General features: G+C 71.5%; 25 protein-coding genes and 1 pseudogene. 18 read left to right on the top strand and 8 right to left on the bottom strand.

Going from position 1 to position 25,201, the window contains the following annotated elements; genetic code table 11:
* Window positions 1–86 precede the first annotated feature (86 nt).
* On the bottom strand, window positions 87–626 hold the full coding sequence (locus ACZ4N4_RS38125) for a universal stress protein (protein ID WP_453563428.1): 540 nt from the start codon (window positions 624–626) through the stop codon (window positions 87–89).
* 300 nt (window positions 627–926) lie between these two features.
* Between ACZ4N4_RS38125 and ACZ4N4_RS38120 the strand changes: the two genes are divergently transcribed.
* The 11 genes and pseudogenes from ACZ4N4_RS38120 to ACZ4N4_RS38070 all read left to right on the top strand — a co-directional run bounded on the left by ACZ4N4_RS38120 (window position 927) and on the right by ACZ4N4_RS38070 (window position 11,535).
* Complete coding sequence (locus ACZ4N4_RS38120; RefSeq protein WP_453563430.1) at window positions 927–1,274, top strand: SAV_915 family protein; 348 nt, start codon at window positions 927–929, stop codon at window positions 1,272–1,274.
* 23 nt (window positions 1,275–1,297) lie between these two features.
* Window positions 1,298–2,632 (top strand): diaminopimelate decarboxylase, encoded by a 1,335-nt coding sequence (gene lysA, locus ACZ4N4_RS38115; protein ID WP_467597568.1) that lies wholly within the window; start codon window positions 1,298–1,300, stop codon window positions 2,630–2,632.
* Between the two features lie 111 nt (window positions 2,633–2,743).
* A complete protein-coding gene (kdpF, locus tag ACZ4N4_RS38110) occupies window positions 2,744–2,833 on the top strand; it encodes a K(+)-transporting ATPase subunit F (protein WP_360493140.1) in 90 nt (29 codons plus the stop codon).
* Window positions 2,833–3,450, top strand: a complete 618-nt coding sequence (locus ACZ4N4_RS38105) for a hypothetical protein (protein ID WP_467597565.1) — start codon at window positions 2,833–2,835, stop codon at window positions 3,448–3,450. Before kdpF ends, ACZ4N4_RS38105 begins: the two co-directional genes overlap by 1 nt.
* Window positions 3,345–3,776, top strand: a pseudogene (locus ACZ4N4_RS38100) (potassium-transporting ATPase subunit KdpA); the annotation flags it as partial. The gene ACZ4N4_RS38105 and the pseudogene ACZ4N4_RS38100, both read left to right, overlap by 106 nt.
* 10 nt (window positions 3,777–3,786) lie before the next feature.
* The gene (locus ACZ4N4_RS38095) at window positions 3,787–5,604 is read left to right on the top strand and encodes an APC family permease (RefSeq protein ID WP_453563436.1); all 1,818 of its coding nucleotides are present in this window, start codon (window positions 3,787–3,789) and stop codon (window positions 5,602–5,604) included.
* A gap of 102 nt (window positions 5,605–5,706) precedes the next feature.
* Window positions 5,707–7,173, top strand: coding sequence for a glycoside hydrolase family 43 protein (locus tag ACZ4N4_RS38090; protein WP_467597562.1), 1,467 nt, complete (start codon window positions 5,707–5,709; stop codon window positions 7,171–7,173).
* 148 nt (window positions 7,174–7,321) lie between these two features.
* Complete coding sequence (locus ACZ4N4_RS38085) at window positions 7,322–8,617, top strand: extracellular solute-binding protein (protein WP_467597559.1); 1,296 nt, start codon at window positions 7,322–7,324, stop codon at window positions 8,615–8,617.
* 8 nt (window positions 8,618–8,625) lie between these two features.
* The gene (locus ACZ4N4_RS38080) at window positions 8,626–9,621 is read left to right on the top strand and encodes a carbohydrate ABC transporter permease (RefSeq protein WP_453563444.1); all 996 of its coding nucleotides are present in this window, start codon (window positions 8,626–8,628) and stop codon (window positions 9,619–9,621) included.
* On the top strand, window positions 9,618–10,451 hold the full coding sequence (locus ACZ4N4_RS38075; protein WP_453563445.1) for a carbohydrate ABC transporter permease: 834 nt from the start codon (window positions 9,618–9,620) through the stop codon (window positions 10,449–10,451). Before ACZ4N4_RS38080 ends, ACZ4N4_RS38075 begins: the two co-directional genes overlap by 4 nt.
* 31 nt (window positions 10,452–10,482) lie before the next feature.
* Window positions 10,483–11,535 (top strand): endo-1,4-beta-xylanase, encoded by a 1,053-nt coding sequence (locus ACZ4N4_RS38070; RefSeq protein WP_453563448.1) that lies wholly within the window; start codon window positions 10,483–10,485, stop codon window positions 11,533–11,535.
* A gap of 107 nt (window positions 11,536–11,642) precedes the next feature.
* On the opposite strand, the gene ACZ4N4_RS38065 is transcribed toward ACZ4N4_RS38070, so the two are convergent.
* Window positions 11,643–11,849: a DUF5999 family protein gene (locus ACZ4N4_RS38065; protein WP_089105610.1), complete on the bottom strand. Its 207-nt coding sequence runs from the start codon at window positions 11,847–11,849 to the stop codon at window positions 11,643–11,645.
* Window positions 11,850–12,199: 350 nt separating this feature from the next.
* A complete protein-coding gene (locus ACZ4N4_RS38060; RefSeq protein WP_467597555.1) occupies window positions 12,200–12,784 on the bottom strand; it encodes a hypothetical protein in 585 nt (194 codons plus the stop codon).
* A gap of 557 nt (window positions 12,785–13,341) precedes the next feature.
* On the opposite strand from ACZ4N4_RS38060, the gene ACZ4N4_RS38055 reads away from it, so the two are divergent.
* Window positions 13,342–14,862, top strand: a complete 1,521-nt coding sequence (locus tag ACZ4N4_RS38055; RefSeq protein ID WP_467597553.1) for a glutamate-cysteine ligase family protein — start codon at window positions 13,342–13,344, stop codon at window positions 14,860–14,862.
* A 509-nt stretch (window positions 14,863–15,371) separates the two neighbouring features.
* Window positions 15,372–16,112, top strand: a complete 741-nt coding sequence (locus ACZ4N4_RS38050; RefSeq protein WP_467597649.1) for a CPBP family intramembrane glutamic endopeptidase — start codon at window positions 15,372–15,374, stop codon at window positions 16,110–16,112.
* On the opposite strand, the gene ACZ4N4_RS38045 is transcribed toward ACZ4N4_RS38050, so the two are convergent.
* Both ACZ4N4_RS38045 and argG read right to left on the bottom strand, forming a co-directional pair.
* A complete protein-coding gene (locus tag ACZ4N4_RS38045; RefSeq protein ID WP_467597550.1) occupies window positions 16,102–16,914 on the bottom strand; it encodes a PhzF family phenazine biosynthesis protein in 813 nt (270 codons plus the stop codon). The two genes, ACZ4N4_RS38050 and ACZ4N4_RS38045, sit on opposite strands and share 11 nt — an antisense overlap.
* Before the next feature lie 293 nt (window positions 16,915–17,207).
* Window positions 17,208–18,656, bottom strand: coding sequence for an argininosuccinate synthase (gene argG / locus ACZ4N4_RS38040; RefSeq protein WP_453563459.1), 1,449 nt, complete (start codon window positions 18,654–18,656; stop codon window positions 17,208–17,210).
* Between the two features lie 155 nt (window positions 18,657–18,811).
* Here argG and ACZ4N4_RS38035 point away from each other — a divergent pair, with 155 nt between their 5' ends.
* On the top strand, window positions 18,812–19,408 hold the full coding sequence (locus ACZ4N4_RS38035; RefSeq protein WP_360493184.1) for a PadR family transcriptional regulator: 597 nt from the start codon (window positions 18,812–18,814) through the stop codon (window positions 19,406–19,408).
* 75 nt (window positions 19,409–19,483) lie between these two features.
* Here ACZ4N4_RS38035 and ACZ4N4_RS38030 read toward each other — a convergent pair whose 3' ends face one another.
* Both ACZ4N4_RS38030 and ACZ4N4_RS38025 read right to left on the bottom strand, forming a co-directional pair.
* Window positions 19,484–19,912 carry a type II toxin-antitoxin system Rv0910 family toxin gene (locus tag ACZ4N4_RS38030; protein WP_450763296.1) on the bottom strand — a complete coding sequence of 143 codons (429 nt, stop codon included), beginning with the start codon at window positions 19,910–19,912 and terminating at the stop codon, window positions 19,484–19,486.
* Window positions 19,913–20,025: 113 nt separating this feature from the next.
* Window positions 20,026–20,220 (bottom strand): hypothetical protein, encoded by a 195-nt coding sequence (locus ACZ4N4_RS38025; RefSeq protein ID WP_467597546.1) that lies wholly within the window; start codon window positions 20,218–20,220, stop codon window positions 20,026–20,028.
* Window positions 20,221–20,419: 199 nt separating this feature from the next.
* Between ACZ4N4_RS38025 and ACZ4N4_RS38020 the strand changes: the two genes are divergently transcribed.
* Both ACZ4N4_RS38020 and ACZ4N4_RS38015 read left to right on the top strand, forming a co-directional pair.
* Window positions 20,420–20,995, top strand: a complete 576-nt coding sequence (locus ACZ4N4_RS38020; protein ID WP_467597543.1) for a hypothetical protein — start codon at window positions 20,420–20,422, stop codon at window positions 20,993–20,995.
* A 58-nt stretch (window positions 20,996–21,053) separates the two neighbouring features.
* Window positions 21,054–22,019, top strand: a complete 966-nt coding sequence (locus tag ACZ4N4_RS38015) for an EamA family transporter (protein WP_467597646.1) — start codon at window positions 21,054–21,056, stop codon at window positions 22,017–22,019.
* Between the two features lie 90 nt (window positions 22,020–22,109).
* Here ACZ4N4_RS38015 and ACZ4N4_RS38010 read toward each other — a convergent pair whose 3' ends face one another.
* Window positions 22,110–22,808: a pyridoxamine 5'-phosphate oxidase family protein gene (locus ACZ4N4_RS38010; protein WP_467597540.1), complete on the bottom strand. Its 699-nt coding sequence runs from the start codon at window positions 22,806–22,808 to the stop codon at window positions 22,110–22,112.
* 36 nt (window positions 22,809–22,844) lie between these two features.
* On the opposite strand from ACZ4N4_RS38010, the gene ACZ4N4_RS38005 reads away from it, so the two are divergent.
* A complete protein-coding gene (locus ACZ4N4_RS38005) occupies window positions 22,845–24,179 on the top strand; it encodes an aminotransferase class I/II-fold pyridoxal phosphate-dependent enzyme (protein WP_467597537.1) in 1,335 nt (444 codons plus the stop codon).
* Between the two features lie 117 nt (window positions 24,180–24,296).
* Window positions 24,297–25,199 carry a LysR family transcriptional regulator gene (locus ACZ4N4_RS38000; RefSeq protein ID WP_453563473.1) on the top strand — a complete coding sequence of 301 codons (903 nt, stop codon included), beginning with the start codon at window positions 24,297–24,299 and terminating at the stop codon, window positions 25,197–25,199.
* Window positions 25,200–25,201: the final 2 nt, after the last annotated feature.

Genomic DNA, 25,201 nt, shown 5'->3' with positions numbered 1-25,201 from the left:
GGTCTGGTCCGCCGCGGTGACGTCGTGCCGCCCGGTCCGCCGCTGACCTCGCGGGGTCTGGTCCGCCGCACTGACGTCCTCACGTGTCAGGACGACAACTGCCGTACGTTCATCGGCAGATGCCAGCTGTTGCGGCGGTGTGCCGACGCCAGCATGTCCTCCAGCGGGGACGGCGGTATCGCGAGGACCGGGCAGTGCGCGTGGGTCAGGCAGTAGCGGGTGACGCGGCCCGAGAAGGCCCGGTGCCAGCCGCGCCGGCCCGCGCCGACGACCAGGACGTCGTCGTCCCGGTCCGCCGTCTCCACCAGGGCCAGGCCGGGGGTGGCGCGGACGACGAGACCGTGCAGCGGGACGCCGGCCGGCGTCGCCTCGCCGAAGACCTCGCCGAGCACGACCAGCAGCCGCTCCCGGGCCAGCCGCTGCCACTCCTCGACCAGCGCCGGCGGGGTGGGGGAGTGACGCGCCGCCAGCTCACCGCCCGGCGGCTCCCAGGCCAGCACCGGCCACAGCTCGGCTTCGCGCCTTCGGGCTTCCGCCGCCGCGCGGCGCAGGGCGGTGACACTGCCCAGCGAACCGCTCACACCGACGACGACCCGACCGGATGTGCAGGTGTCGTAACCGGACATGTATCCACCGTACTTCCGCAGCGGACCCCGGGCGTGTCCCGGGGACGGACCGCCTCCATGACACTCCCCGGAGCCGCGCGCGGGCCAGCCCGGCAGCCGCTTCTTGGCACGCCTCTGACGCCCGCGACCAGCATCGACGGCCCCTCCGTCAGCGTCCCGTCAACGTCACCGCGATCACCGTCAGCGTCCCGTCATGAGGCATCCGAGGACCGCCGGGGGCGGGCATAGCTTCTTGGGTGAGCCCCGGTCGGCCTCCCCGCCTCCGGGGCACCACCTCTTTCCTGTACCAGGAGGCATCCCATGCCAGAACTCTTGTGCGGTGACGATCCGGAGCCTTCCGATCGTTCCCCGGCCGGACCCCTGTTCGTACCGGTCCGGCCGGGACCCGCGGGATGTGCGGCCCGTCTGTTCCGCACTCCGCTGGGCGAGCGCACCGCCGTCGGTTTCACCTCGGCCCGCGCACTCGCCGGAACGCTCGGCCCCGACCAGGCCTGGATCCGGCTCGCCGAGCCCGCGCTGCGTGCTCTGACCGCACCGCTCGGCGTCACCACCGTCACGGTCGACCCCCAGTTGTCCGCACCGGCCCCGACGCCGGTACGACCGCTCGCGCCCGTCGCCGTGCCTCTGCGGATCGTCCGAACCGCCTGAACCGTCTGAGAGGGGAGCGGTCGATGACCACCCTGCACGAACCCGTCCTCACCACCACGCCCGCCGATCTGTCGGTGTGGCCGGCCTCCACCACCGAGCCCAGGCCCGGCGACCTGGCCGTGGGAGGTGTCCCGCTCGCCGAGGTCGCCGACCGCTTCGGCACGCCCGTCTACGTCCTGGACGAGGACGAGGTACGCGAGCGCTGCCGTACCTACCGCCATGCCTTCCCCGACGCCGAAGTCCTGTACGCCGCCAAGGCGTTCCTGTGCCGGGCGATGGTCCACTGGACCGAGGAGGAGGGCCTCGGCCTGGACGTCTGCTCGGCCGGTGAGCTGGAACTGGCGGTCACCACCGGGTTCCCGCCGGAGCGGATCGTGCTGCACGGCAACGCCAAGTCCCCGCGGGACCTGGAGACCGCGCTGCGGCTGGGCGTGGGACGGATCGTGATCGACAGTCCGTCGGAGATCGCCCGGCTGGCCGCCGCAGTCGGGCCCGACGGGCACCAGAAGGTGATGGTGCGGGTGGTGCCCGGGATCAGCGCGGGCGGCCACGAGAAGATCCGCACCGGCACGGACGACCAGAAGTTCGGGCTGTCCATCGCCGACGGGTACGCGCAGCACGCCATCGCCCGGATACTGGACCAGCCGCAGCTGGAACTCACCGGACTGCACTGCCACCTGGGCTCCCAGATCACCAGCGTCAAGCCGTATCTCGCCGCGGTGCGCCGGATGGTCGGCCTCATGGCCCGCCTGCACGAGCAGCACGGACTGGTGCTGCCCGAGCTGGACCTCGGCGGCGGCCACGGCATCGCCTACCGGCCCGGCGAGGAGGCCCTCGACCTCACCGCCCTGGCCCGTAAGGTACGCGCCGAGCTGACGGAGGCGTGCGCGGCGGCCGGGCTGCCGGTGCCCCGCCTGATCATCGAGCCGGGCCGGGCCATCGTCGGGCCGGCCGGGATCGCCGTGTACCGCGTCCTCGCGGTCAAGAAGACCGGTGACCACACGTTCGTCGCCGTCGACGGCGGGATGAGCGACAACCCGCGGCCCGCTCTGTACGGCGTCCGGTACGCGCCCCGGCTGGTCGGCCGCACGAGCGACGCGGCGCCGGCGCCGGTGACCGTCGTGGGGCGGCACTGCGAGGCCGGGGACATCCTGGCCGCCGACGTGGAACTCCCCTCCGACCTGCGCCCGGGCGACCTGCTCGCGGTCCCGGTGGCCGGTGCATACCACCTCTCCATGGCCTCCGGCTACAACCTGGTCGGCCGGCCGCCGGTCACCGCGGTCCGGGACGGCCACGCCCGGCTGCTGGTCCGCCGGGAGTCCCTGGAGGACATCCGCCGCCGGGACGTCGGGCTGTAATCCGGCCCGTCCCCCCCGATCCACCTCCGGGCGAGCGACGGCCCGGCCCTCGCCCGGAGGTGTCCTGTCCCAAGTCCCCCTACAACGCGTGCCCTTGAAGAAAAGGTCCCTGTGACGATCGAGAACATCGTCGGGCTGATCGTCGCGGTCGGCCTGCTGGCCTACCTCGTGGTGGCCCTGATCAAGCCGGAGCGCTTCTGATGACCGCGCCCGCACCCGTACGTGAGAAACCCGCCGGCACGGTACGACCGCCCGACGCGGAAACCGGCCGCCGGATAGGCGCCGGACTGCTCGATCCCCAGCAGCTGTGGCGGCCCCTCCCGGCCGCCCTGCGCAAGCTGAACCCGGTGACCCTGGCCCGCAACCCGGTCATGTTCGTCACCGAGATCGGCGCGGCCCTGACCACGGGGCTCGCCATCGCCCACCCGTCCGGGTTCGGCTGGCTGATCACCGTCTGGCTGTGGCTGACCGTCGTCTTCGCCAACCTGGCCGAGGCGGTCGCCGAGAGCCGGGGCCGCGCCCAGGCCGACACCCTTCGGGGCATGCGGCGCCAGACCGTCGGCCGCCGGCTCACCGGCCCGGCGGACGGTCCGTACGCCGAAGAGAGCGTCGGCGCGGGCGAGTTGCGACGCGGTGACCTCGCACCGGCACGGTCACCGAGGCCGTCGGCGGGCCGTACGAGGGCACCGAGACCCGCTTCGGCGTCCCTGGCTCGCCCCTCTTCGGCATCGCCGCCACCGGCTCCGCCGACGGCGCGGCGAACGCGTCGTACGACAGCTTCTCCAGCCTCGGCGGCGGGGTGCTCCTGTCGGCCATGATGCTCGGCGAGATCGCGCCCGGCGGCACCGGCAGCGGACTGTACGGCCTGATCATGGCGGTGCTGATCGCCGTCTTCGTCGGCGGACTGATGGTCGGCCGGACCCCCGAGTACCTGCGCAGGCGGATCGGGTTCCCGGAGATGCGGGGGCGCTGCTCGACTTCCTGCCCGCACTGTCCCTCGGCCCGTTGGCGGAGGGGCTCCTCCAGAGACTCCCGGACGGGGCCGGCCATCCCTCACTCACGCCGGCCGGCCCGTCCGGGCCCTTCACGGGGCGGGCCGGCCGGGCAGGGCGGACACTGTTGCCGACCGTCCCACCGGCCGTGATGGGGTCCCGATGGCGTATGGCCTGGCACGTCGTGAACTGAGACCGAGGGTTCCGTTGCGCCCGGGCGAGGGCGACAGGCACGGCCTGACCAGCTTGGAGGGGCTGGCCGCGCTCTCTTTGGACGCGCTCAGCTCGGTGGCGTACGGCCCCGAGGCGATCGTGCTGGCCCTGGTGGTCGCCGGCACCGGGGCGCTCACCGCCACCCTGCCCATCACCCTGGCGATCACCTTTCTGCTCGCCGCGCTGGTCGTGTCGTACGGCCAGGTCATCGCCGTTCACCCGGACGGCGGTGGCGCCTACGCCGTCGCCAAGACGGATCTCGGCCGCACCGCGAGCCTGCTCGCCGCCGCCAGCCTGGTCGTCGACTACGTCCTCACCGTCGCCGTCAGCCTCGCGGCCGGCGCCGACGCGCTCGCCTCGGCCTTCCCGTCCCTGGGCCACGACAAGCTGCTCGTCTGCCTGATCGGCCTGGTCCTGCTGACGGCCGTGAACCTGCGGGGCATCGCCGAGAGCGCCCGGGTGCTGATGCTGCCGACCCTCCTGTTCATCGTGGCGATCCTCGGGGTGATCCTGCTCGGCCTGCTGCGCTCGCACCCGGTCGCCGTCGTCGGCACCGGCCGGCCCGTGCACGCCACCGAGGCGCTGGGCGCGCTGGTGATCCTCAAGGCGTTCTCGTCCGGCTGCTCGGCCCTGACCGGCGTGGAGGCCATCGCCAACGCCGTACCGACCTTCCGGCCCCCCAGCGTCAAGCGCGCCCAGCGCACCGAACTGATGCTGGGCGGCCTGCTCGGGATCATGCTGATCGGCCTGGCGATCCTCATCCGCCGCGATCATGTGGCCCCGCGCGGCGGGGTGACCGTCCTCGCCCAGCTCACCGCGGGCGCCTACGGCACCGGCTGGCCCTACTACGTCACCAACCTCGTCGTCACCCTGGTCCTGGGCCTGGCCGCCAACACCAGCTTCGGCGGGCTCCCGGTGCTGCTGAGCCTGCTCGCCCGCGACCACCGGCTGCCCCACCTCTTCGGCCTGCGCGCCGAACGCCCGGTCTACCGTTACGGCGTGGTGGCCCTCGCCCTGCTGGCCGCGCTGCTGCTGATCGCCACCGACGCCGACACCCACCGGTTGCTGCCGCTCTTCGCCATCGGCGTCTTCATCGGCTTCACCCTGAGCCAGACCGGCCTGGTCCGGCACTGGGCGACCCAGCGGCCGCCCGGCTGGAAACGCCGGGCGCTGATCAACGGCACCGGCGCCCTGCTCACCACCCTGGCCGGGGTCATCCTGCTGCTCACCAAGTTCCTCGGCGGCGCCTGGGTGGTCGTGATCGCCGTACCGCTGCTGATGCTGCTGTTCGCCCGCATCGAGCGCTACTACACCGCCGTGGGCCAGGAACTGGGCCTCGGCCGCACCCCGCAGCCCCCGCCCCGGCACACCGGCAGCCTGGTGATCGTGCCGATCGGCGAGGTCAGCAAACTCGCCCGGCACGCCCTGGGCGCCGCCCTCGCCCTCGGCGACGAGGTGGTCGCCGTCGCGGTGCACGCGGACCCGGCCAGGTCCCGTGCGCTGGAGGAGGCCTGGGAGCGGTGGAATCCCGGAGTGCGTCTCGACATCGTCGACAGCCCGCACCGCTCGCTGGTGCAGCCGATCGTCGACTACGTGCAGCGGGCGGCCGAGGGCGGTCGTCAGGTCGCCGTCCTCATCCCCGAGGTGGAGCCGATCCACCGCCGCTACGAAATCCTCCAGAACCAGCGCGGCCTGCTCCTCGCCACCGTCCTGCGGGCCCGCACCGACGTCGTGGTCTGCCTGCTCCCGTACCGCCTGAAGCTGTAGCCCACCCGCCTTGTCGGGCCTCGGACACCCCCTTACAGTGCGCTTCGTAATGTTCGCCGACCTTGCCGAAACTTTCGGCGACGGCTGCGGAGGGGCACGCACATGCGGACGTACGACAACCCGGTCATCCCCGGCTTCCACCCCGACCCGAGCGTGTGCCGGGTAGGGGAGGACTACTACCTGGTCTGTTCCAGCTTCGAGTACTTCCCCGGCGTTCCGCTCTTCCACAGCCGGGACCTGGTGCACTGGCGGCAGCTCGGCAACGTGCTGGACCGGCCCGGCCAGTTGGCGCCGCCGGACGGGACGCCGGCCTCCGGCGGTGTGTACGCCCCGACGATCCGGCACCACGACGGGCTCTTCCACGTCGTCACGACCAATGTCAGTGCGGGCGGCAACCTCCTGGTCACCGCCGAGCGGCCGGAGGGGCCCTGGTCCGACCCGGTGTGGATCGACGTCCCCGGCATCGACCCCGACCTGGCCTGGGACGAGAACGGCGACTGCTGGTGTGCCGTCGCGGGGGTGGCGGTGGCCCGGATCGACACCCGGACCGGGAAGGTGCTGGAGGGGCCGCTGCCGATGTGGTCCGGGACCGGGCTGCGCGACCCCGAGGCGCCGCACCTGTACCGGGTCGGCGAGTGGTGGTACTTGCTGCTCGCCGAGGGCGGCACCGCGCTCGGACACGGGGTGTCCGTGGCGCGGGCCCGCTCGCCTCGCGGGCCCTGGGAGCCGGCGCCGGACAATCCGCTGGTCTCCCATCGGGGCACCCGGGAGCCGATCCAGTGCACCGGCCACGCCGACCTGGTGCGGGCCGCCGACGGCAGTTGGTGGGCGGTGCTGCTCGGCACCCGGCCACGCGGCTGGTTCCCGGAGTTCCACGTCCTCGGCCGGGAGACCTTCCTGGCTCCGGTGGAGTGGGTGGACGGCTGGCCGCGCATGGGGCGGGTGCGGGAGCGGGAACAGGCCCCGGCGGTCTGGCACCCGGTCGAACAGCCGCCGGTACGGGACGACTTCACGGCCGCCGTCCTCGCGCCGCACTGGATCTCCCCGCGCAGCCGGCCGGACGATTGCTGGTCGCTGTCCGAACGGCCCGGCTGGCTGACGCTCACGGCCACCGGGGACAGCCTCGACCGGGCCGGGCACACCTTCGTAGGCCGCCGCCAGCAGCACCCGGACTGCCGTGCCGCCGCGCTCCTCGACCCGGGCTCGGCACGCGCGGGTCTCTCGGTCCGTATCGACGAGGCCCACCACTACGACCTGGAGGTGAACGGGGGCACGGTGCGTGCGGTCGCCCGGATCGGGCCGCTGCGGCAGACGATTTCCGAACACCCCGTACCAGCAGGGCCGGTGACCCTGGTCGTCGAGACCCACACGACCGGGGTCGGTCGCGGAGGGCCCGATGCCGTGACCCTCTCGGTCGAAACGTCCGACGGTGTCGTTCGGCTGGCCGAACTCGACGGGCGGTATCTCTCCACGCAGGTGGCGGGCGGGTTCACCGGCCGGGTCATCGGTATGTACGTCACCGAGGGCCGGGCCGCCTTCGACTGGTTCGCATACGCGCCCACGAGCTGATGCGCGACACCTTGACGCTCCTGATGCGCCTTTCTAGAGTCGCCGTTCGGAACGTTCGGTGAAAATACCGAATGTTTCGAAAACGGCGACCCGAGAGCACCACCGAACCAGGACGGCGTCGGTCGTCCCGTACCCCAAGGAGCGCATCATGGGCGACCCGGCACTGTCCCGACGCGGTTTCCTGGCGGCCACCGCGGCCGCCGGACTGGGCATGACCGCCCTCAGCGGCTGCGGCGGCGACTCGGACGGAGGCTCGTCGGGGGGGAAGACCACCATCGAGTGGTGGAACATCTCCACGACCAGCCCGACCAAGGGCGTGTGGGCCGCCCTCGCCAAGAAGTTCGAGGCGCAGAACCCCAAGGTCAAGGTAAAGATCGTGCAGTTGGAGAACGACGCCTACAAGTCGAAGATGACGGCCCTGACCGCCTCCGGGAAGCTCCCCGACATCTTCCACACCTGGGGCGGCGGAGTCCTTCAGCAGCAGGTCGACGCCGGGCTCGTCAAGGATCTCACCGACCCCACCAAGTCCTGGGCCTCGGGCCTGCTCCCGGTCGCCAAGGAGCCGTACCTCCTCGACAACAAGACGTACGGCATCCCCTTCGACATCGGCATGATCGGCTTCTGGTACAACAAGGCGCTCTTCAAGAAGGCCGGCATCAGCGCACCCCCCACCACCTGGAGTGCCTTCCTCGACGCCGTGAAGAAGCTGAAGGCCGCCGGTGTCACCCCGCTCGCGCTGGCCGGCAAGGAGAGCTGGACCGGCATGTACTACTGGGCCTACCTGGCGATGCGCACCGCCGGGATCGCGGCCCTCAAGAAGGCCGACGACGACAAGGACTTCACCGGCGACGGGTTCGTCCAGGCCGGGCAGCACCTGAAGGACCTGGTCGCCCTGGAGCCCTTCCAGAAGGGCTTCCTGGGCGCCGCCTACTCCAGCCCGACCGGCCAGGCAGCCACCGTCGGCAACGGCAAGGCCGCGATGGAGCTGATGGGCCAGTGGGCCCCGGTCGTCGAGGCCGACGCCGGCAAGGGCGTCGGCGCGAACCTGGGCTTCTTCCCGTTCCCGGCCGTGGAGGGCGGCGAGGGCACCATCACCGAGGTGTTCGGAGGCGGCGGCGGACACGCGCTGCGCGCCGACGCCCCGCAGGCGGCCGTCGACTTCCTGAAGTTCTTCGCCTCCGAGACCACGGACGCCGAACTGGTGAAGAAGACCGGCGTGCTGCCCGTCGTCCCCGCCGCCGAGAGCGCGCTGACCGACGCCAACCTGAAGCTCGTACAGACCCAGTTGAAGGCCGCCACCGGCTTCCAGCTCTACCTCGACCAGGCGTACGCGCCCGCCGTCGGCCAGCAGGTCAACGACAGCGTCGCCGGTCTGATCGCCGGGTCCAAGTCGCCCGGGGACGTCACCCAGGCGATCACCAAGACCGCGAAGGAAGAGCAGTAGGCCGGCCGATGACCTCGACCTACCTGTCCGACATGCGGTCGGGACCGGACGCCCCGCCCCAGCCGCCGCCGTCCGCCGACCGGAGCCGATCCCGGCGCCGGCTGCTGCACTGGCTCACCGCGATGGGCTTCCAGCTGCCCGCCCTGGTGCTGTTCGGCGTGCTCGTCCTGCTCCCGATCCTGTTCGCGGTCTACGCCTCGTTCTTCCGCTGGGGCGGCTTCGGCATGCCGTCCGACTACACCGGCACCGACAACTTCACCCGGCTCTTCCAGGACGACGTCTTCCTGGGCGACCTCTGGCGCTGTCTGCTCCTGGTGCTGCTCTCACTGGCGCTGCAACTGCCGTTCGCGCTCGCCATGGCGGTCCTGCTCAACCAGCGGATCCGGGGCCGGGCCGTCTACCGGATGCTGTTCTTCGCGCCCTACGTGCTGTCCGAGGCGATCACCGGTGTGCTGTTCGGCATGATCTTCGCGCCCGACCAGGGGCTCGCCGACCATGTGCTGGGCGCCATCGGGCTCGGCGCTCTCGGCGGGGAGTGGTTCTCCGACCCCTCCACCGTGATGGCCACCCTCTTCCTGGTCATGACCTGGAAGTACTTCGGCTTCCACATGATGCTCTACCTGGCCGGACTCCAGTCCATCCCGGCCGAGTTGACCGAGGCGGCGACCGTCGACGGCGCGAACCCCTGGCAGCGCTTCCGCCATGTCACCCTGCCGCTACTGGCCCCGACCCTGCGGATCAGCGTCTTCCTGTCGGTCATCGGCTCCATCCAGCTCTTCGACCTGGTCTGGGTGATCACCGCCGGCGGCCCCGACCACCACTCCGAGACCATGGCCGTGACCATGTTCCAGTACGGCTTCAAGCGCTACCAGGTCGGCTACGCCAGCGCGATCAGCGTGGTCATGTTCGCCATCAGCCTCGTCTTCGCCCTTGCCTACCAGCGCTTCGTGCTCCGCCGCGACCTGGCGGGCGCGACCACGAACATGAGGGGAGACGGCGCATGAGCGGCCGTAGGACGACCGTCCGGAACCTGCCCCTGCACCTGGTCCTCGTCGTGGTCGGCGCGGTCATGGTCGTACCCCTGCTGTACGCGGTGCTGTCCGGGTTCAAGTCCACCGACGAGCTGTCCCGCAACCCGGTCGGGCTGCCGGACTCCTGGATCGTCTCCAACTACACCGACATCCTAGGATCCGGCGGGTTCTGGCGGCTGGTCGGCAACAGCACGCTGATCGCGGTGGGTACCACCGTGCTGGTGGTCGCGGTGTCGGCGCTCGCGGCCTTCTCCTTCGCGCGGTTCGCCTTCCGGGGCCGTGAGGTGCTGTTCACGGTGTTCACGATGGGGCTGATGTTCCCGTTCGCGGTGGCGGCGCTGCCGTTGTTCCTGCTGCTGCGCTCGATGAACCTGCTGGACAACCCGCTGGGCGTGATCCTCCCGCAGGCCGCGTTCGGACTGCCGATGACCATCATCATCCTGCGCGGCTTCTTCCGGGAGATCCCGGGTGAGCTGGAGGAGGCGGCCACCCTGGACGGCTGCGGTCCTTTCGCCTTCTTCTGGCGGATCCTGCTGCCCATGGCCCGGCCCGCGCTCGGCACGGTCTCCGTGCTCGCGGTGGTCACCAGCTGGAACAACTTCTTCCTGCCGCTGCTGGTCTTCACCGACTCCACCTGGTGGACCATCCCCATCGGCGTCCAGCAGTTCCAGGGCCAGTACTCCGCCGAGTACGCCCGGGTCTTCGCCTATCTGGTCCTCGCCATGGTCCCGGCCCTGGCCTTCTACTCGGTCGCCGAGCGCCAGCTCGTCGGCGGCCTCACAGCCGGCGCCACCAAGGGCTGAATCCGCACTCCCTACTGATCGGAGTCGCACGATGTCCCGCACACGTCTCAGACTCGCCGGTGCCCTCGCGGCCGTGCTGGTGGCGGCGGGGGTGGCCACCGGCCCCGCCGCCCAGGCCCACGGCCGGCCGCCCACCCTCGCCGAACTGGCCCAGCGCCACGGCCGCTACTTCGGCAGCGCCACCGACAACCCCGAACTCACCGACACCGCCTACACGAAGATCCTCGGCACCGAGTTCGACATGATCACCCCCGGCAACGGCATGAAGTGGTACGCCACCGAGCCCCAACAGGGCGTCTTCGACTGGACCAACGGCGACCAGATCGTCAACTCGGCCCGCAGGAACCACCAGCGGGTACGCGCCCACACCCTGGTCTGGCACAGCCAGCTGCCCGACTGGCTCACCTCCCGCGCGTGGACGGCCGGCGAACTGCGGGCGGTGCTGAAGAAGCACATCCAGACCGAGGTACGGCACTACCGGGGCAAGGTCTACTCCTGGGACGTCGTCAACGAGGCCTTCAACGAGGACGGCAGCTACCGCGACACCCTCTGGTACAAGACACTCGGCCCCGGCTACATCGCCGACGCGCTGCGCTGGGCCCATCAGGCCGACCCGCACGCCAGGCTCTACCTCAACGACTACAACATCGAGGCCACCGGCCCGAAGAGCGACGCCTACTACGCGCTCGCCCAGGAGCTGAAGGCGGCGCACGTGCCGCTGGACGGCATCGGCTTCCAGGCCCATCTCGCCCTCCAGTACGGCTATCCGGCCACCCTGGAGGAGAACCTCCGCCGCTTCTCCAGGCTCGGCCTGGACACCGCGCTCACCGAGGTGGACGTCCGGATGCAGCTGCCGGCCACCGACGAGAAGCTGGCCGAGCAGGCCACCTGGTACGCCGATCTGACCAAGGCCTGCCTGGCGGTCCGGCACTGCGTGGGCATCACGGTCTGGGACTACACGGACAAGTACTCGTGGATCCCGGCGTTCTTCCCGGGTGAGGGGGCGGCCCTGCCCTGGGACGAGCAACTCGCACCCAAACCGGCCTACTTCGCGCTGCGCCAAGCGCTTGGCTACAGGGTGTGATCACCCCTGGACGCACATCGGGGCCGGTGCGCACCATGCGTGTGCGTCCGGCCCCTGCTGGTCACCGGGCGGAGCGGCGGGGCCGCCCGGGGGTGGTGCGTCGGCTGTCAGGCGGCGGTCACCACGCGGCCGGCGCCGAGCGGGCGGTGCGGCGCGATGATCTGACCGTCGGGCAGAAGCTCACCGGTGTCCTCGAAGAGCAGGACGCCGTTGCACAGCAGGCTCCACCCCTGCTCCGGGTGGTGTGCCGTCAGGCGGGCGGACTCCCGGTCGGCGGACTCTGCTGTCGGGCACGGTGGCTGGTGCTGGCACATGGGTGGGGTCTCTCGCTCTGTCGTGGTCATCTCGGTCCCCCGTGGTGATGAGTCGGTCGGAAACCAGTGTTGCCCTCCGGGCGGTGTTCCGCAGGGATTTAGCCGCACCGCTTCTCACAGATTGGAGACGCGTCACTCGCGCGGACGGTTCATCTCGACCGGGCTGCCAATTCGGATGGTTTCGCATGGCCGGATGGAGCTAGTCAGGTCGACGGAGGAGGGTTATCGGGCTCTAAGGAGCGGTGAATTGCTCGTACGAGCGACTTCCGACGTCCCACGGATTGACTTGTGGAAATACGACCGTACCCCGTCACTCGTACAAGGGTGACGGGGTACGGCGGGTGACGGTCTCAGGCGGGTGTGATCAGCAGGGGTGCCGTGGTGACCCGGTGGGTCAGCACGGGGAGCAGTTCGGCCACCTGGTGCGGCCGGTGGGCGGCGATGCCGGGCGGGGCCGGGGCGAGCGGGACGAGCAGGTCGTCGGCGGCCGGGTGGCCCTCGGCGCCGTCCGCCGTGCGGTCGCCGTGCAGCCACAGGTTGAGCATGTAGAGGCCGGGCAGCGACAACAGGCGTGGTTGGTAGGTCTGTTGCAGGGCCTCGGCCTGGTGCAGGGCCCGCTCGGTGGAGGAGATGTAGGGCCCCTCGAAGAAGTGCGAGAAGGCCCAGCCGTCCGGGGTGAGCATCGTCTCGGCCGCGGCCACCGCGCGGTCGCCGCAGCGGATCAGGAAGCGCCAGCCGGCCAGCCGGGTGGCGGACACGCCCTCCGGGGTGATGCGGTCCATGACGTGCACAGGCAGGGGGAGTTCGGGGGTTGCGGGTCCCTGGGCGGTGCGCAGGGAAGGGGTACGGGCCTCGCGGACCGCAGTGGGGGAACCGAGGGCGGTGAGGACGGAACGCAGGGCGGGCGCGGGGGCAGGAGGGAAGTGCAGCGGCATGGTGGGTCGCCTCTCGTTCGACAGGCGCGGCGGCGCGAGGGCAGGGGCGGACGGCGCTGTCAGCTCACAGGGGGGTCAGAGAGGCGGGGGCCCGGCTCGGTGAAGAGAGGTGCGGGCGTTGTCTGCCGCACGTCATTCAGAGGGCAGGAACCAGACCGTGGGCGCCAGCCTTCTGCCTTGTTCGCGGAGTTTATACGACGCCTGTTCAGGCGGTGTTTCACCGCGTCGTTCCACAGAACAGAACAAGGCGCAATTCAGCCGTTGATACGTACGGAATCCTCCCGATTTCCGGCCTGCCATGACCGCGCTGACCTCGGAATACGGGGTTCTCGCGGTCGGCCGAATGTCGTCGGCGTTTTTCACGAGGACATCGGGGAACCCGAAGTTGCATGATGCCCCATGCCCCGTGAATGTGCCGGAGGACACATTCCAACAGACTAGCGGCTACCGGTGCCGCGCGCGACGTTATCGATCGCTTCCGGTGGGCATCATCCCACCTGACCCGGGACCACCGGCGGCCGGAACCTCGGTCCGCCCATTCGAGGAGGGACGCTTCGATGGGGGAGAAGGTCGTGGCGGGCCGGTTCGACCTGTCCGATCGCCGGCGCTACCGTGAAAAGCTCCGCGACTGCCTGTCGGGGCTGGAGCGACTGCTGGTGGAGAAGCGGTTCGACCGCCCCAAGAACCTCATGGGCGTCGAGATCGAATTGAATCTCGCCGGTGCGGACGGCATGCCGAGAATGTTGAACGGACAGGTACTGGAACGCATCGCGAGCCGAGATTTCCAAACAGAACTCGCCATGTTCAATCTGGAAGTGAACATAGCTCCACACCGCCTCGGCGGCCGGGTATTCGACCGGCTCGACGAGGAACTCCGGACCTCGCTGGCGTACGCCGACCGCAAGGCGGGCGAGGTGGACTCCGGGATCGTGATGATCGGCATCCTGCCCACGCTGGAGCGGGACGACCTGGTCTCCGCGAACCTCTCCGAGGTCGACCGGTACACCCTGCTCAACGACCAGATCGTGGCCGCCCGGGGTGAGGACTTCGTGCTCGACATCGACGGCGTCGAGCATCTCAGGTGCACGTCGAAGTCGATCGTCCCGGAGGCCGCCTGCACCTCCGTGCAGCTGCACCTCCAGGTCACCCCGGCCCGCTTCGCCGACGTGTGGAACGCGGCGCAGGCGGCGTGCGCCGCGCAGATCGCCGTGGGCGCGAACTCCCCCTTCCTCTTCGGCCGTGAACTGTGGCGGGAGTCCCGGCCCCCGCTGTTCCTCCAGGCCACGGACACCCGGCCCCCCGAGCTCCAGGCGCAGGGCGTACGGCCGCGCACCTGGTTCGGTGAGCGCTGGATCAGCTCCGCGTACGAACTCTTCGAGGAGAACCTGCGTTTCTTCCCGGCGTTGCTGCCGATCTGCGACGACGAGGACCCGCTGGCCGTGCTGGACGCGGGCGGGGTGCCGAAGCTCGCCGAACTCGTCCTGCACAACGGCACGGTGTACCGCTGGAACCGGCCGGTGTACGGCATCGCCGACGGTGTCCCGCACCTGCGCGTCGAGAACCGGGTCCTGCCGGCCGGGCCGACCATCACCGACGTCATCGCCAACGCGGCGTTCTACTACGGCCTGGTGCGCGCCCTCGCGGAGGAGTCACGGCCGGTGTGGACCCGGCTGCCGTTCGCCGCGGCCGAGGCGAACTTCGACGCGGCGTGCCGTCACGGCATCGACGCGCGGCTGGTGTGGCCGAGGAAGGGCCGGTACGGCGGCGGTACGGCCGAGGTGGACGCGGTCACCCTGGTCCGCGACGAACTGCTGCCGCTGGCGGCGGCGGGGCTCGACGGGTGGGGGGTGGAGGCCGCCGACCGGGACTTCTACCTGGGCGTGATCGAGGAGCGGTGCCGGCGACGGGTGAACGGGGCGTCCTGGCAGGCGGCGACGTTCCACCGGGCGGTGGAGCGGGGGCTGCCGCGGGACGAGGCGCTGGCCGCGATGACGCGGCGCTATGCGGAGCTGATGAATCAGGGGGAGCCGGTGCACACCTGGCCGGTCGGGTTATTGGAGCCGGTGCTGATGGGCTGAGGGGGAGCGCGGTGCGCGGTGCGGTGCGGTGCGTTGCCGGGTGCGGTGCCGTCGGGGCTGGTCGCGCAGTTCCCCGCGCCCCTTATGGGGCGCTTCGGCTGCTGATGGGGTGAGGGGGAGCGCGGTGCGCTGTGCGGTGCGTGCCGGGCTCGGCGCAGTCCGGGCTGGTCGCGCAGTTCCCCGCGCCCCTCACGGGGCGCTTCACGATCGCCCGCAGTTCGGCCGCTCACGGTCCGAGGCCACATTTTCCGGGCCCGCGCGGAGGGTGCCGGTGACCCGGTGGGACTCCCCGGCGGGAGAGGCCGTACCCGTTTGTGCGGCGGGCCGGGGACGGGGGTCGGCCGTGCCCGACCGGGGTTGATCGGGCAAGCTGTGACCTCCCAGACGGTGGTGCCTGCCCTGTCCCCCGACAACCCGGCACGCACTGTCTTGCTCAACCGAAGGCAGGAGTGCAGGTGGAGGCGGATCAGGTGGCCGGTGCTTACCCGCTGGAGCGGCCCTCGCAGCGCATGTTCAGGGATGAGACGCTGCTCGTTCTGGGGCTTTCGCTCGGCGCGAGTGGGGTGTCCGCCCTGATCAGCTTTGTCGGATCGGTCACCAAACCGGGCGGCCTCAAGGACCAGGCGGCCACCCTCAACGCGTCCGCCGCGCCGGGCCGCCCCTGGCTGGATCTCGCCTGGCAGCTGTTCGGCATCGCGAGCGCGCTGGTCCCCGTCCTCCTGGTCGCCCACCTCCTCCTGCGCGAGGGCGCGAGCCTGCGCACGCTCGGCTTCGACCGCACCCGCCCCTGGCCCGACCTCGGGCGCGGTGCGGGGATCGCGGCGGTGATCGGCAGCACCGGAATCGCCTTCTACCTGGCCGCGCGCGGCCTCGGCTTCAACCTCACGGTGGTGCCCGAGGCGCTGCCGGACGTGTGGTGGAAGTACCCCGTGCTGATCCTCTCCGCGATGCAGAACGCGATCCTCGAAGAGGTCGTCGTCGTCGGCTATCTGCTGCGCCGGCTGGACCAGTTGGGGTGGAGCGCGGGCACGGCCCTGGTGGCCAGTTCCGTACTGCGCGGGTCGTACCACCTGTACCAGGGGATCGGCGGCTTCGTCGGCAACATGGTGATGGGCGTGGTCTTCGTCTACCTCTACCGGCGGTGGGGCCGGGTCGGTCCCCTGGTGGTGGCGCACTCCCTGCTCGACATCGGCGCGTTCGTCGGCTATGCGCTGCTGGCGGGCAAGGTGGGCTGGCTGCCTACGGCGTGAGCAGTTCCCCGTCGATCACGGTGACGGCCCGGCCGGTGAGCAGGGTGCGGTCGCCGCGCAGCGAGGTGCGGACGAAACCGGTACGTCGGGAGGCCTGGAGGCCGGTCAGATCGGGCCTGCCGAGCCGGGCGGACCAGTGCGGGGCGAGGGCGGTGTGCGCGCTGCCGGTCACCGGGTCCTCGTCGATACCGACGTTGGGGAAGAAACAGCGGGAGACGTAGTCGTACCCGTTCGCCGCGTCCTCGGCACGTGCGGTGGCGATGATCCCGCGCGTGGAGTAGGCGCCGAGGGCCCTGAGGTCGGGGGAGAGGCCGAGCACGGTCTTCTCGTCGGCGAGTTCGAGCAGCAGGTCGCCGACGTCCGGGCCGGTGTCGAAGCCCGCGACGGGTTCGGCGCCGAGCGCGCCGGCGACACCGGCGGGGACGTCGACGCGGGTGAGCGGGGCGGTGGGGAAGTCGAGGGTGATCGCCCCGTCCGCGCCGGGCGTCGCGATCAGCACCCCGCTCCGGGTGGCGAACCGCACGGGGCCGGTGTGCGCTCCGGTGGTGTGCAGCACATGGGCCGTGGCCAGCGTGGCGTGTCCGCACATGGCCACCTCGGTGACCGGCGTGAACCACCGCAACGCCCAGTCGGAGTCACCGCCTTCGGGCAGGGGGTGCGCGAACGCGGTCTCGGCGTGGTTCACCTCCATGGCGACGTTCTGCATCCACCCGTCATCGGGAAAGGCGTCGAGCAGCACGACACCGGCGGGATTACCGGCGAACGGCCGCTCGGCAAAGGCATCGACGATTCGGATCCGCATGCCCCGCACGCTAGCGCTCCCGCACCCCGCCCACCCAAGGCCAATCCCGGAACCCTGGCCCGATTTCCACCGGGTGGGCCCCGGCCGCCGACCCGAAGGGGCCGTGAATCCAGGCGCAGCGGTGAGGCCAACAGCGTCCCGTCAGGGGCGCGGGGAACTGCGCGAGCGACCACGATGGCGCCGCACCGGCCGTCGGACCGCCGCCGTCGGTTCGCACGGCGCGATGCCCGGGCCATGTCCCGGTGACGAGAAGGGCCGACCCGTCACCGGGCCGGCCCTCCTGAGCGGCACGCTCAGTCCGTGCCCATTTCCATGGCCGCCCGGTCCAGGAGTTCGTCGGCGTCGGCCGCGGCCTCCCCGCGGGACGCGATCGCCTCGGCGCCGCCCTCCGGCATGGTGCCGATCAGGCCCGTCGCCGCGGCCTGCGCCGCACCGATCGCGGGGTTGGCGGAGCCGATCAGCCCGAGGCCCGCGTACTGCTCCAGCTTCGCGCGGGAGTCGGCGATGTCGAGGTTGCGCATGGTGAGCTGGCCGATCCGGTCCACCGGACCGAACGCCGCGTCCTCGGTGCGCTCCATCGACAGCTTGTCGGGGTGGTAGCTGAACGCCGGCCCTGTGGTGTCGAGGATCGAGTAGTCCTCGCCCCGCCGCAGCCGCAGCGTCACCTCACCGGTGACGGCCGCGCCGACCCACCGCTGCAGCGACTCGCGGATCATCAGCGCCTGCGGGTCCAGCCACCGGCCCTCGTACATCAGCCGGCCGAGCCGCCGCCCCTCGTTGTGGTACTGGGCGACCGTGTCCTCGTTGTGGATCGCGTTGACCAGCCGCTCGTACGCGGCGTGCAGCAGCGCCATGCCCGGCGCCTCGTAGATCCCGCGGCTCTTGGCCTCGATGATCCGGTTCTCGATCTGGTCGGACATGCCGAGTCCGTGCCGGCCGCCGATGGCGTTGGCCTCCATGACCAGCTCGACGGCGGTCCCGAACTCCTTGCCGTTGATCGTCACGGGACGGCCCTGGTCGAAGCCGATCGTCACGTCCTCGGGGAGGATCTCGACCGCGGGGTCCCAGAACCGCACGCCCATGATCGGGTCGACGGTCTCGATGCCGTTGTCCAGGTGCTCCAGGGTCTTCGCCTCGTGCGTGGCGCCCCAGATGTTGGCGTCCGTGGAGTACGCCTTCTCGGTGCTGTCCCGGTACGGCAGCCCGTGTGCGAGCAGCCACTCGGACATCTCCTTGCGGCCGCCGAGTTCGGTGACGAAGTCCGCGTCCAGCCAGGGCTTGTAGATCCGCAGGTGCGGGTTGGCGAGCAGGCCGTACCGGTAGAACCGCTCGATGTCGTTGCCCTTGAAGGTCGAGCCGTCGCCCCAGATCTGGACGTCGTCCTCCAGCATGGCCCGCACCAGCAGGGTGCCGGTGACGGCACGGCCCAGCGGGGTGGTGTTGAAGTACGCCCGCCCGCCCGAGCGGATGTGGAAGGCGCCGCAGGTCAGCGCGGCCAGGCCCTCCTCGACCAGCGCGGCCCGGCAGTCGACCAGGCGCGCGATCTCGGCACCGTAGGTGTGTGCGCGGCCGGGCACCGAGGCGATGTCGGGCTCGTCGTACTGGCCGATGTCGGCGGTGTAGGTGCACGGGACGGCGCCCTTGTCGCGCATCCACGCGACCGCGACGGAGGTGTCGAGCCCGCCGGAGAAGGCGATGCCGACGCGCTCGCCGGCGGGAAGGGAGGTGAGGACCTTGGACATAGGAAGAGTATGCATCACAACGCATGTTCATGCAACGCCGCAGTTCGCGGCCGAAGGGGTTGCCGGAAGAGGGTTGTCATCCGAACACTCCCGATATATCGTTGAGGTATCGCGAACGATACGCGACAGATCAACGATGGAATGGAGTGATTGCCATGCGTTCCCACGGACACGAGCGTGGACATGGACAGCGACAGGGACGCCGCGCGGCGTTCGGGCCCTTCGGTCCGGGTGGTCCCGGCTTCGGCCCCGGCGGGCCCGGCTTCGGTCCGGGGCACTGGGGGCCACGAGGGCGTGGAGGTCCCAGGGGCAGGGCGCGGCGCGGTGACGTCCGGGCCTCGATCCTGGCCCTGCTCAAGGATCGCCCGATGCACGGCTACGAGATGATCCAGGAGATCGCCGAGCGCAGCGGTGGTGCGTGGAAGCCCAGCCCCGGCTCGGTCTACCCCACCCTCCAGCTGCTGGAGGACGAGGGCCTGATCACCAGCGAGAGCGAGGGCGGCAAGAAGCTGTTCTCCCTCACCGACAGTGGTCGTACGGCCGCCGACGAGGGCCCGGACGCCCCCTGGGAAGAGGCCTCCCGCGGGGTCGACTTCGAAGCACTCGGTGAGATCCGGCAGGCCGGCTTCGGTCTGATGGAGGCCTTCGGGCAGGTCTGGAAGACCGGCACCAAGGAGCAGCGCGAGAAGGCGCTGGCCGTCATCAACGAGACCCGCAAGAAGCTGTACCTCATCCTCGCCGACGAGGACTGACCCGCGTGGTCACGGCGAACAGGGCGCCCCGTGGAGTGATCCGCGGGGCGCCCTCGCGTCCTCTCGGGGCGGGGGTCAGGCCACCAGTCCGCCCAGCTTGCGCAGCGACTCGTTCAGGGCCGCCGTCGCCGAGTCCTTGAGCTTGCCCGCCATCAGTGACACCGCCGCGCCCGTGAACTCGCCGTCGATCCGCACCCCGGTGGCGTCCCCCTCCGGGGTCAGCGTGTAGCGGGTCGCGACGGTCACCGCCATCGGGCCCTTGCCGCGGATCGCCAGCACCCGCGCCGGCTCCAGCTCCTCGATGGTCCACTCGACCTCCGCCGGGAAGCCCATCAGCTTCATGTTCTCCTGGAAGGTGCCGCCCACCGCCAGGTTCTCCGGGCCGCCCTTGGGGAAGCTGGTGTGGGTCGCGTTCCACTCCCCGTACGCCGGCCAGTCGGTGAGCTGCGCCCACACCTTCTCGGCCGGTGCCTGGATGCGTGCCTCCGCGCTGACTTCGGCCATGCGACCACCCCTTCGTGTCGGGCTACGGTGTCGCGGAACGTAGCCGTAGGGCCGTGAACATTCAATACTGATGAACCGTCAGGAATTGTGCGGATCCCGGCCGCGCCCGGAACTCAGTCCACCCGCCGTATCTCCGCCGCGTCGAACAGGTCCCAGGCCCGTGGGAACGCGCTTTCGTCGTGGCAGTGCCACGCGTCCCAGAACAAGTCCGCGGGCAGCGCGTTCTCGGGCGCGTACACCCGGTACACGTACTGCCTGCCGTCGACCGCAGGCAGCGCGACCAGCCAGCAACCGCACCCGCTCTCCATGACGACGAGAGACGTGCGCCCGGTGCGCGGCGGTTGCGCACGGGGCGCACGGCACGACGGTGCGCGCCCCTGCGGGGGAATCGGCCTGATCTCATCCGTAAGGAGGAGATTCCGGCCGTCGCCGTCCACTCTGCGTGGGACGCGAAGATGCTTCCCCCCGGCGATGACTCAAGCGCTTGCGGTTGATGAGGTAGGGGATGTGCAACCCCGTATTCCCCGCCAGCCCGACCAGGACCAGGGCGGCATCCACGCGGACGACGATGCCGGGCTCGGTGCCGAGCTGGCAGCGGTGGTCGCCGGTGCCCGCCGGAGGGCGGTACGGGATGGGGACCGGCAGGTCGACACCGCACATCTGCTGCACTCGCTGATCGAGTACGACCCCGAGGTCCGTGCCGTCATCGGCGACCCCCCGCAACTCGCCAGGCTGCTCGGCTACCTCGTGCAGCGCAGCATCGGCTACGGCCTGCGCTGGCAGAGCGGGATCGAGGACTCCGGCGCGCTGCCGGCCGTTCCGCAGGCCGGGGCGAAGGGTGACCGGGCCTGGTCGCCGGTGGCCGCGACCGCCCTGGAGTACGCCCGCAGCCGCGCCCGGCGCCGCACCGCGGACCAGGCCGACGGCACCGATCTGCTGGCCGGCCTCGTGGTGGACCCGGAGTCCCGGGCCGTGGAGGTGCTGGAGCGGGCCGGTGTGCCCGCCCGTGCCCTGGCCGTGCGGGTCGACGGGGACGGCGGAGTGTGGGACGCCGAGGCGGAAAGCCGCACGTCCGGCCGTTGAGACAGGGGTCAAAGGGCGTGACGCTCATGTCGCCTGCTGGCATCATGTGCCGGTGCGTATCACTGACAGCAGCCATGGCAGGGGCCTCGGGCTCACCCTCGCCCTCGGATCGGCGCTCGCCTTCGGCGGCTCCGGCGTCGCGGCCAAGCCGCTGATCGAGGCCGGGCTCGACCCGCTGCACGTGGTGTGGCTGCGGGTGGCGGGTGCCGCCCTGGTGATGCTGCCGCTCGCCGTCCGCCACCGTGACCTGCCGCGCCGCCGGCCCGCGCTGCTCGCCGGGTTCGGCCTGCTCGCCGTCGCGGGTGTCCAGGCCTGCTACTTCGCCGCGATCTCCCGCATACCCGTGGGGGTGGCGCTGCTCGTGGAGTACCTCGCCCCCGCGCTGGTGCTCGGCTGGGTCCGCTTCGTCCAGCGCCGGCCGGTCACCCGTGCCGCCGCGCTCGGTGTCGTCCTCGCGGCCGGCGGCCTCGCATGTGTCGTGGAGGTGTGGGCGGGGCTGAGTTTCGACGCGCTGGGGCTGGCGCTGGCCCTGGCGGCGGCGTGCTGCCAGGTGGGGTACTTCGTGCTCGCCGATCACGGTGGCGGAGACGGCGTGGATCCCCTGGGGGTCATCGCGTACGGGCTGCTGGTGGGGGCCGGGGCCCTGACGGTCGTGGCGCGGCCGTGGGCGATGGACTGGTCGGTACTGGCCGGCTCCGCGCGGATGAACGGGGCGACGGTGCCGGCGGCCGCCCTGCTGGTGTGGATCGTGCTGGTCGCGACGGTCGTCGCCTACGTCACCGGTGTGGTGTCGGTGCGACGGCTGTCTCCGCAGGTCGCCGGCGTGGTGGCCTGTCTCGAGGCGGTCGTGGCGACCGTGCTGGCCTGGGTGCTGCTGGGGGAGCGGCTGGCGGCGCCGCAGATGCTGGGCGGGGCCGTCGTGTTGCTGGGCGCGTTCATCGCGCAGTCGTCGGCTCCGGCGAAGGAGTCGGTGGTGGACCGGAGCGCGGTGGAGGGGCGGGTCGCCCCGACGTCCGCGGGGTGACCCGCCCGTCGGCGGGTGCGGCGGGGGCTTGCCACGCCGGGGCCCCGCGCCCCTGAGGAAGGGGCGCGTCGGCCCTCGCCGGAACGTGCGTCAGGCGTGCTTCACATACGACGGCACCGGGACGTCCGCCGCCAGGTCGCCGTTGGCGATCGGAGTGCCGTAGCCCTTCCGCAGCGGCACCACGCCCGCCCAGTACGGCAGGTCCAGGTCCTCGGGCTCGTCGTGGGCGCCGCCCGTGCGGGACTTGGCCGAGACCTCGGTCAGGTCCATGCGGATCACCGCCGTCGCGGCCAGTTCCTTCTTGTCCGCCGGGCGGGAGTCGGCCGAGCGGCCCGGGACCACGTGGTCGACCAGGGCGTCCAGCGCGAGCCGCTTCTCCTCGGGGTCGGTGACCTGGTGGGCGACGCCGTGCACCACGACCGAGCGGTAGTTGATCGAGTGGTGGAAGGCGGAGCGGGCCAGCACCAGGCCGTCGACATGGGTGACCGTCACGCACACCGGGAGCCCGGGGTCGGCCTGGCCGGTCATCCGCAGCGGGCGCGAGCCCGTCGAGCCGTGCAGGTACAGCACCTCGCCGACCCGGGCGAACAGCGTCGGCAGCACCACCGGCGCGCCGTCGCGCACGAAGCCGAGGTGGCAGACGTACCCCTCGTCGAGGATCGAGTGCACCACGTCCTTGTCGTACGACGCCCGCTCGGCGGAGCGTGTCGGGACGGTGCGGTCGGAGGGGGTGTAGGCGGCGGGCTGCGTCGGTACGGTCCCCTGCACGGCGGGCTCGGCGGTCTCCATTGCGCATCTCCATTGCACTAGTGCATAATCTGCTTTGTGCTAGGAGAATATCGGATCGAAGGCCGGGGTGCAGCGGAGATCGCCGCCAGCGTCGAACGCGCGGTGGGTGCGGGCGAGCTGGAACCGGGCCGACTGCTGCCGCCGATGCGGGAGTTGGCGAGCCGGCTCGGGGTGAATCCCAATACGGTCGCGGCCGCCTACCGCACCCTGCGTGAGCGCGGGGTCATCGAGACCGCCGGCCGGCGGGGCAGCCGTGTCCGGTCCAAACCGGCCACCACCGGGCGGGATCAGATCCGGGTCGACGTCCCGGCCGGCGTGCGCGACCTGTCCTCGGGCAACCCCGACCCCACGCTGCTCCCCGCCCTCGCACCGGCCCTGGCGGCGATGGCGGCCGACGAGGGCCACCGCGCGCCGGTCCTCTACGGCGCCGACCCCGTCGAGCCGGAGCTGGAGCGGATCTCGCGCGCCGAACTCGCCGCCGACGGAGTGCCCGACGGGCCGCTCACCGTCACCTCCGGCTCCCTCGACGCCGTCGAACGGGTCCTGCTGGCACACCTCAGGCCGGGCGACCCGGTCGCCGTCGAGGACCCCGGCTGGGGCCGCACCCTCGATCTCGTCCCCGCGCTGGGGCTGCGCACCGTCCCGGTGGCCGTCGACGACGACGGACCGCGCGCCGACAGCCTGCGCCGGGCACTGGAGTCCGGGGCGCACGCCCTGATCGTCACCGCCCGGGCGCACAACCCCACCGGCGCCGCGGTGAGCGCCGCACGCGCGCGTGCGCTGCGCGCCGTGCTGCGCGACCACCCGCACACCCTGCTGATCGAGGACGACCACGGCCACGGCATCGTCGACCTCCCGCTGCATCCTCTGGCGGGCACCACCAGGCACTGGGCCTTCGTCCGCTCGGTCGCCAAGGCCTACGGCCCGGACCTGCGGCTGGCCGTCATGACCGGCGACGAGGTCACCGTCGACCGGGTGCGGGGCCGGCAGCGACTGGGACCGGGCTGGGTGAGCCACCTGCTCCAGCGCACGGTGGTCCGGATGCGGGCGGACGGCGCGGTGCACGGCCCGGAGGTGGCGGCGGCCTACCGGGCCCGCCGCGAGCTGCTCGTCGACGCGCTCGCGGACCACGGCATCGAGGCCCACGGCCGCAGCGGCATGAACGTGTGGGTCCCGGTCCCGGACGAGACGGGCGCGGTGTCCCGTCTGCTGCACGAAGGATGGGCGGTGTCCCCGGGGGCGGTGTACCGCCTGGCCTCCCCGCCCGGTATCCGGATCACGGTCTCGACACTGACCCCCGAGGAGACCGGTCCGCTGGCGTCGGCCGTGGCGGCGGCGGTCACACCGGCGAGGGGGCGCATCCAGGCCTAGGCGGGCCTCTCCCTCACGGCGGCAAGGTCGCGGTGCAGGTGCAGGTGCAGGTGGTGCTGGTGCCGACGTCGTAGCACAATTGCGGCTTCCCGGTCGGCACCTCTTAGGATCGCTTACATGTTGAACCTGGAGCGCCTGCGCACCCTTGACGCCCTCGCCCGGTACGGCTCGGTGAGCGGGGCCGCCGAGGCCCTGCATGTCACCACGTCGGCGGTGTCGCAGCAGATGGGCAAGCTGGAGCGGGAGGTGGACCAGCAACTGCTCGCCAGGAACGGCCGGGGGGTGCGGCTCACCGACGCCGGACGGCTGCTCGCCGAACACGCGACCCGGATCCTCTCCCAGGTGGAACTGGCCGAGTCCGACCTGGAGGCGCACCGCGGTCAGGTCGTCGGCGAGCTCAGGGTGGCGGCGTTCCCGACGGCCGCCCGCGGCCTGTTCCCGACCGCACTGGCCGCCCTGCGCGCCGAGCACCCGGCGCTGCGCGTACGTTCCAGCGAACTCGAACCGGAGATCGGCGTCGCCGGGGTGGTGCGCGGCGACCTCGACCTCGCCGTCGTCCTGGACTGGTACAACAAGCCGATGCCGCTGCCCGACGGGCTGGTCAAGGCGCCGCTGATGGACGACCCCGCCGAGGTGGCCCTGCCGGTCGGGCACCGGCTGGCCGGGCGGGACGAGGTGGACCTGGGGGAGTTCACCGACGACGAGTGGATCACCTGGGGCGAGGGCGAGTTCTGTCACGAGTGGCTGATGTTCACGCTCCGCTCCCGCGGCATCGAGCCGCTCATCGGGCACCGCGCGGCCGAGACCCACACCCAACTCAACCTGGTGGCCGCCGGGTTGGGGGTGTGCATCGCCCCGCTGCTGGGCCGCCACCCGGTGCCCGAGGGCATCCTGACGGTGCCGCTGAAGCAGCGGGTGCGCCGCCACGTGTACGTCGTCTGGCGGGCCGACGCCGACCGCCGCCCCTCGATCCGGGCGGCGGTACAGGCCCTGCGGGGCGCCGCCGAGACGATCTCCTGAAC

The organism is Streptomyces sp. NPDC026538 (assembly GCF_055567535.1).
Note: the sequence above shows the minus strand (reverse complement) of the source record. Positions and strands in the feature narration are given on the sequence as shown.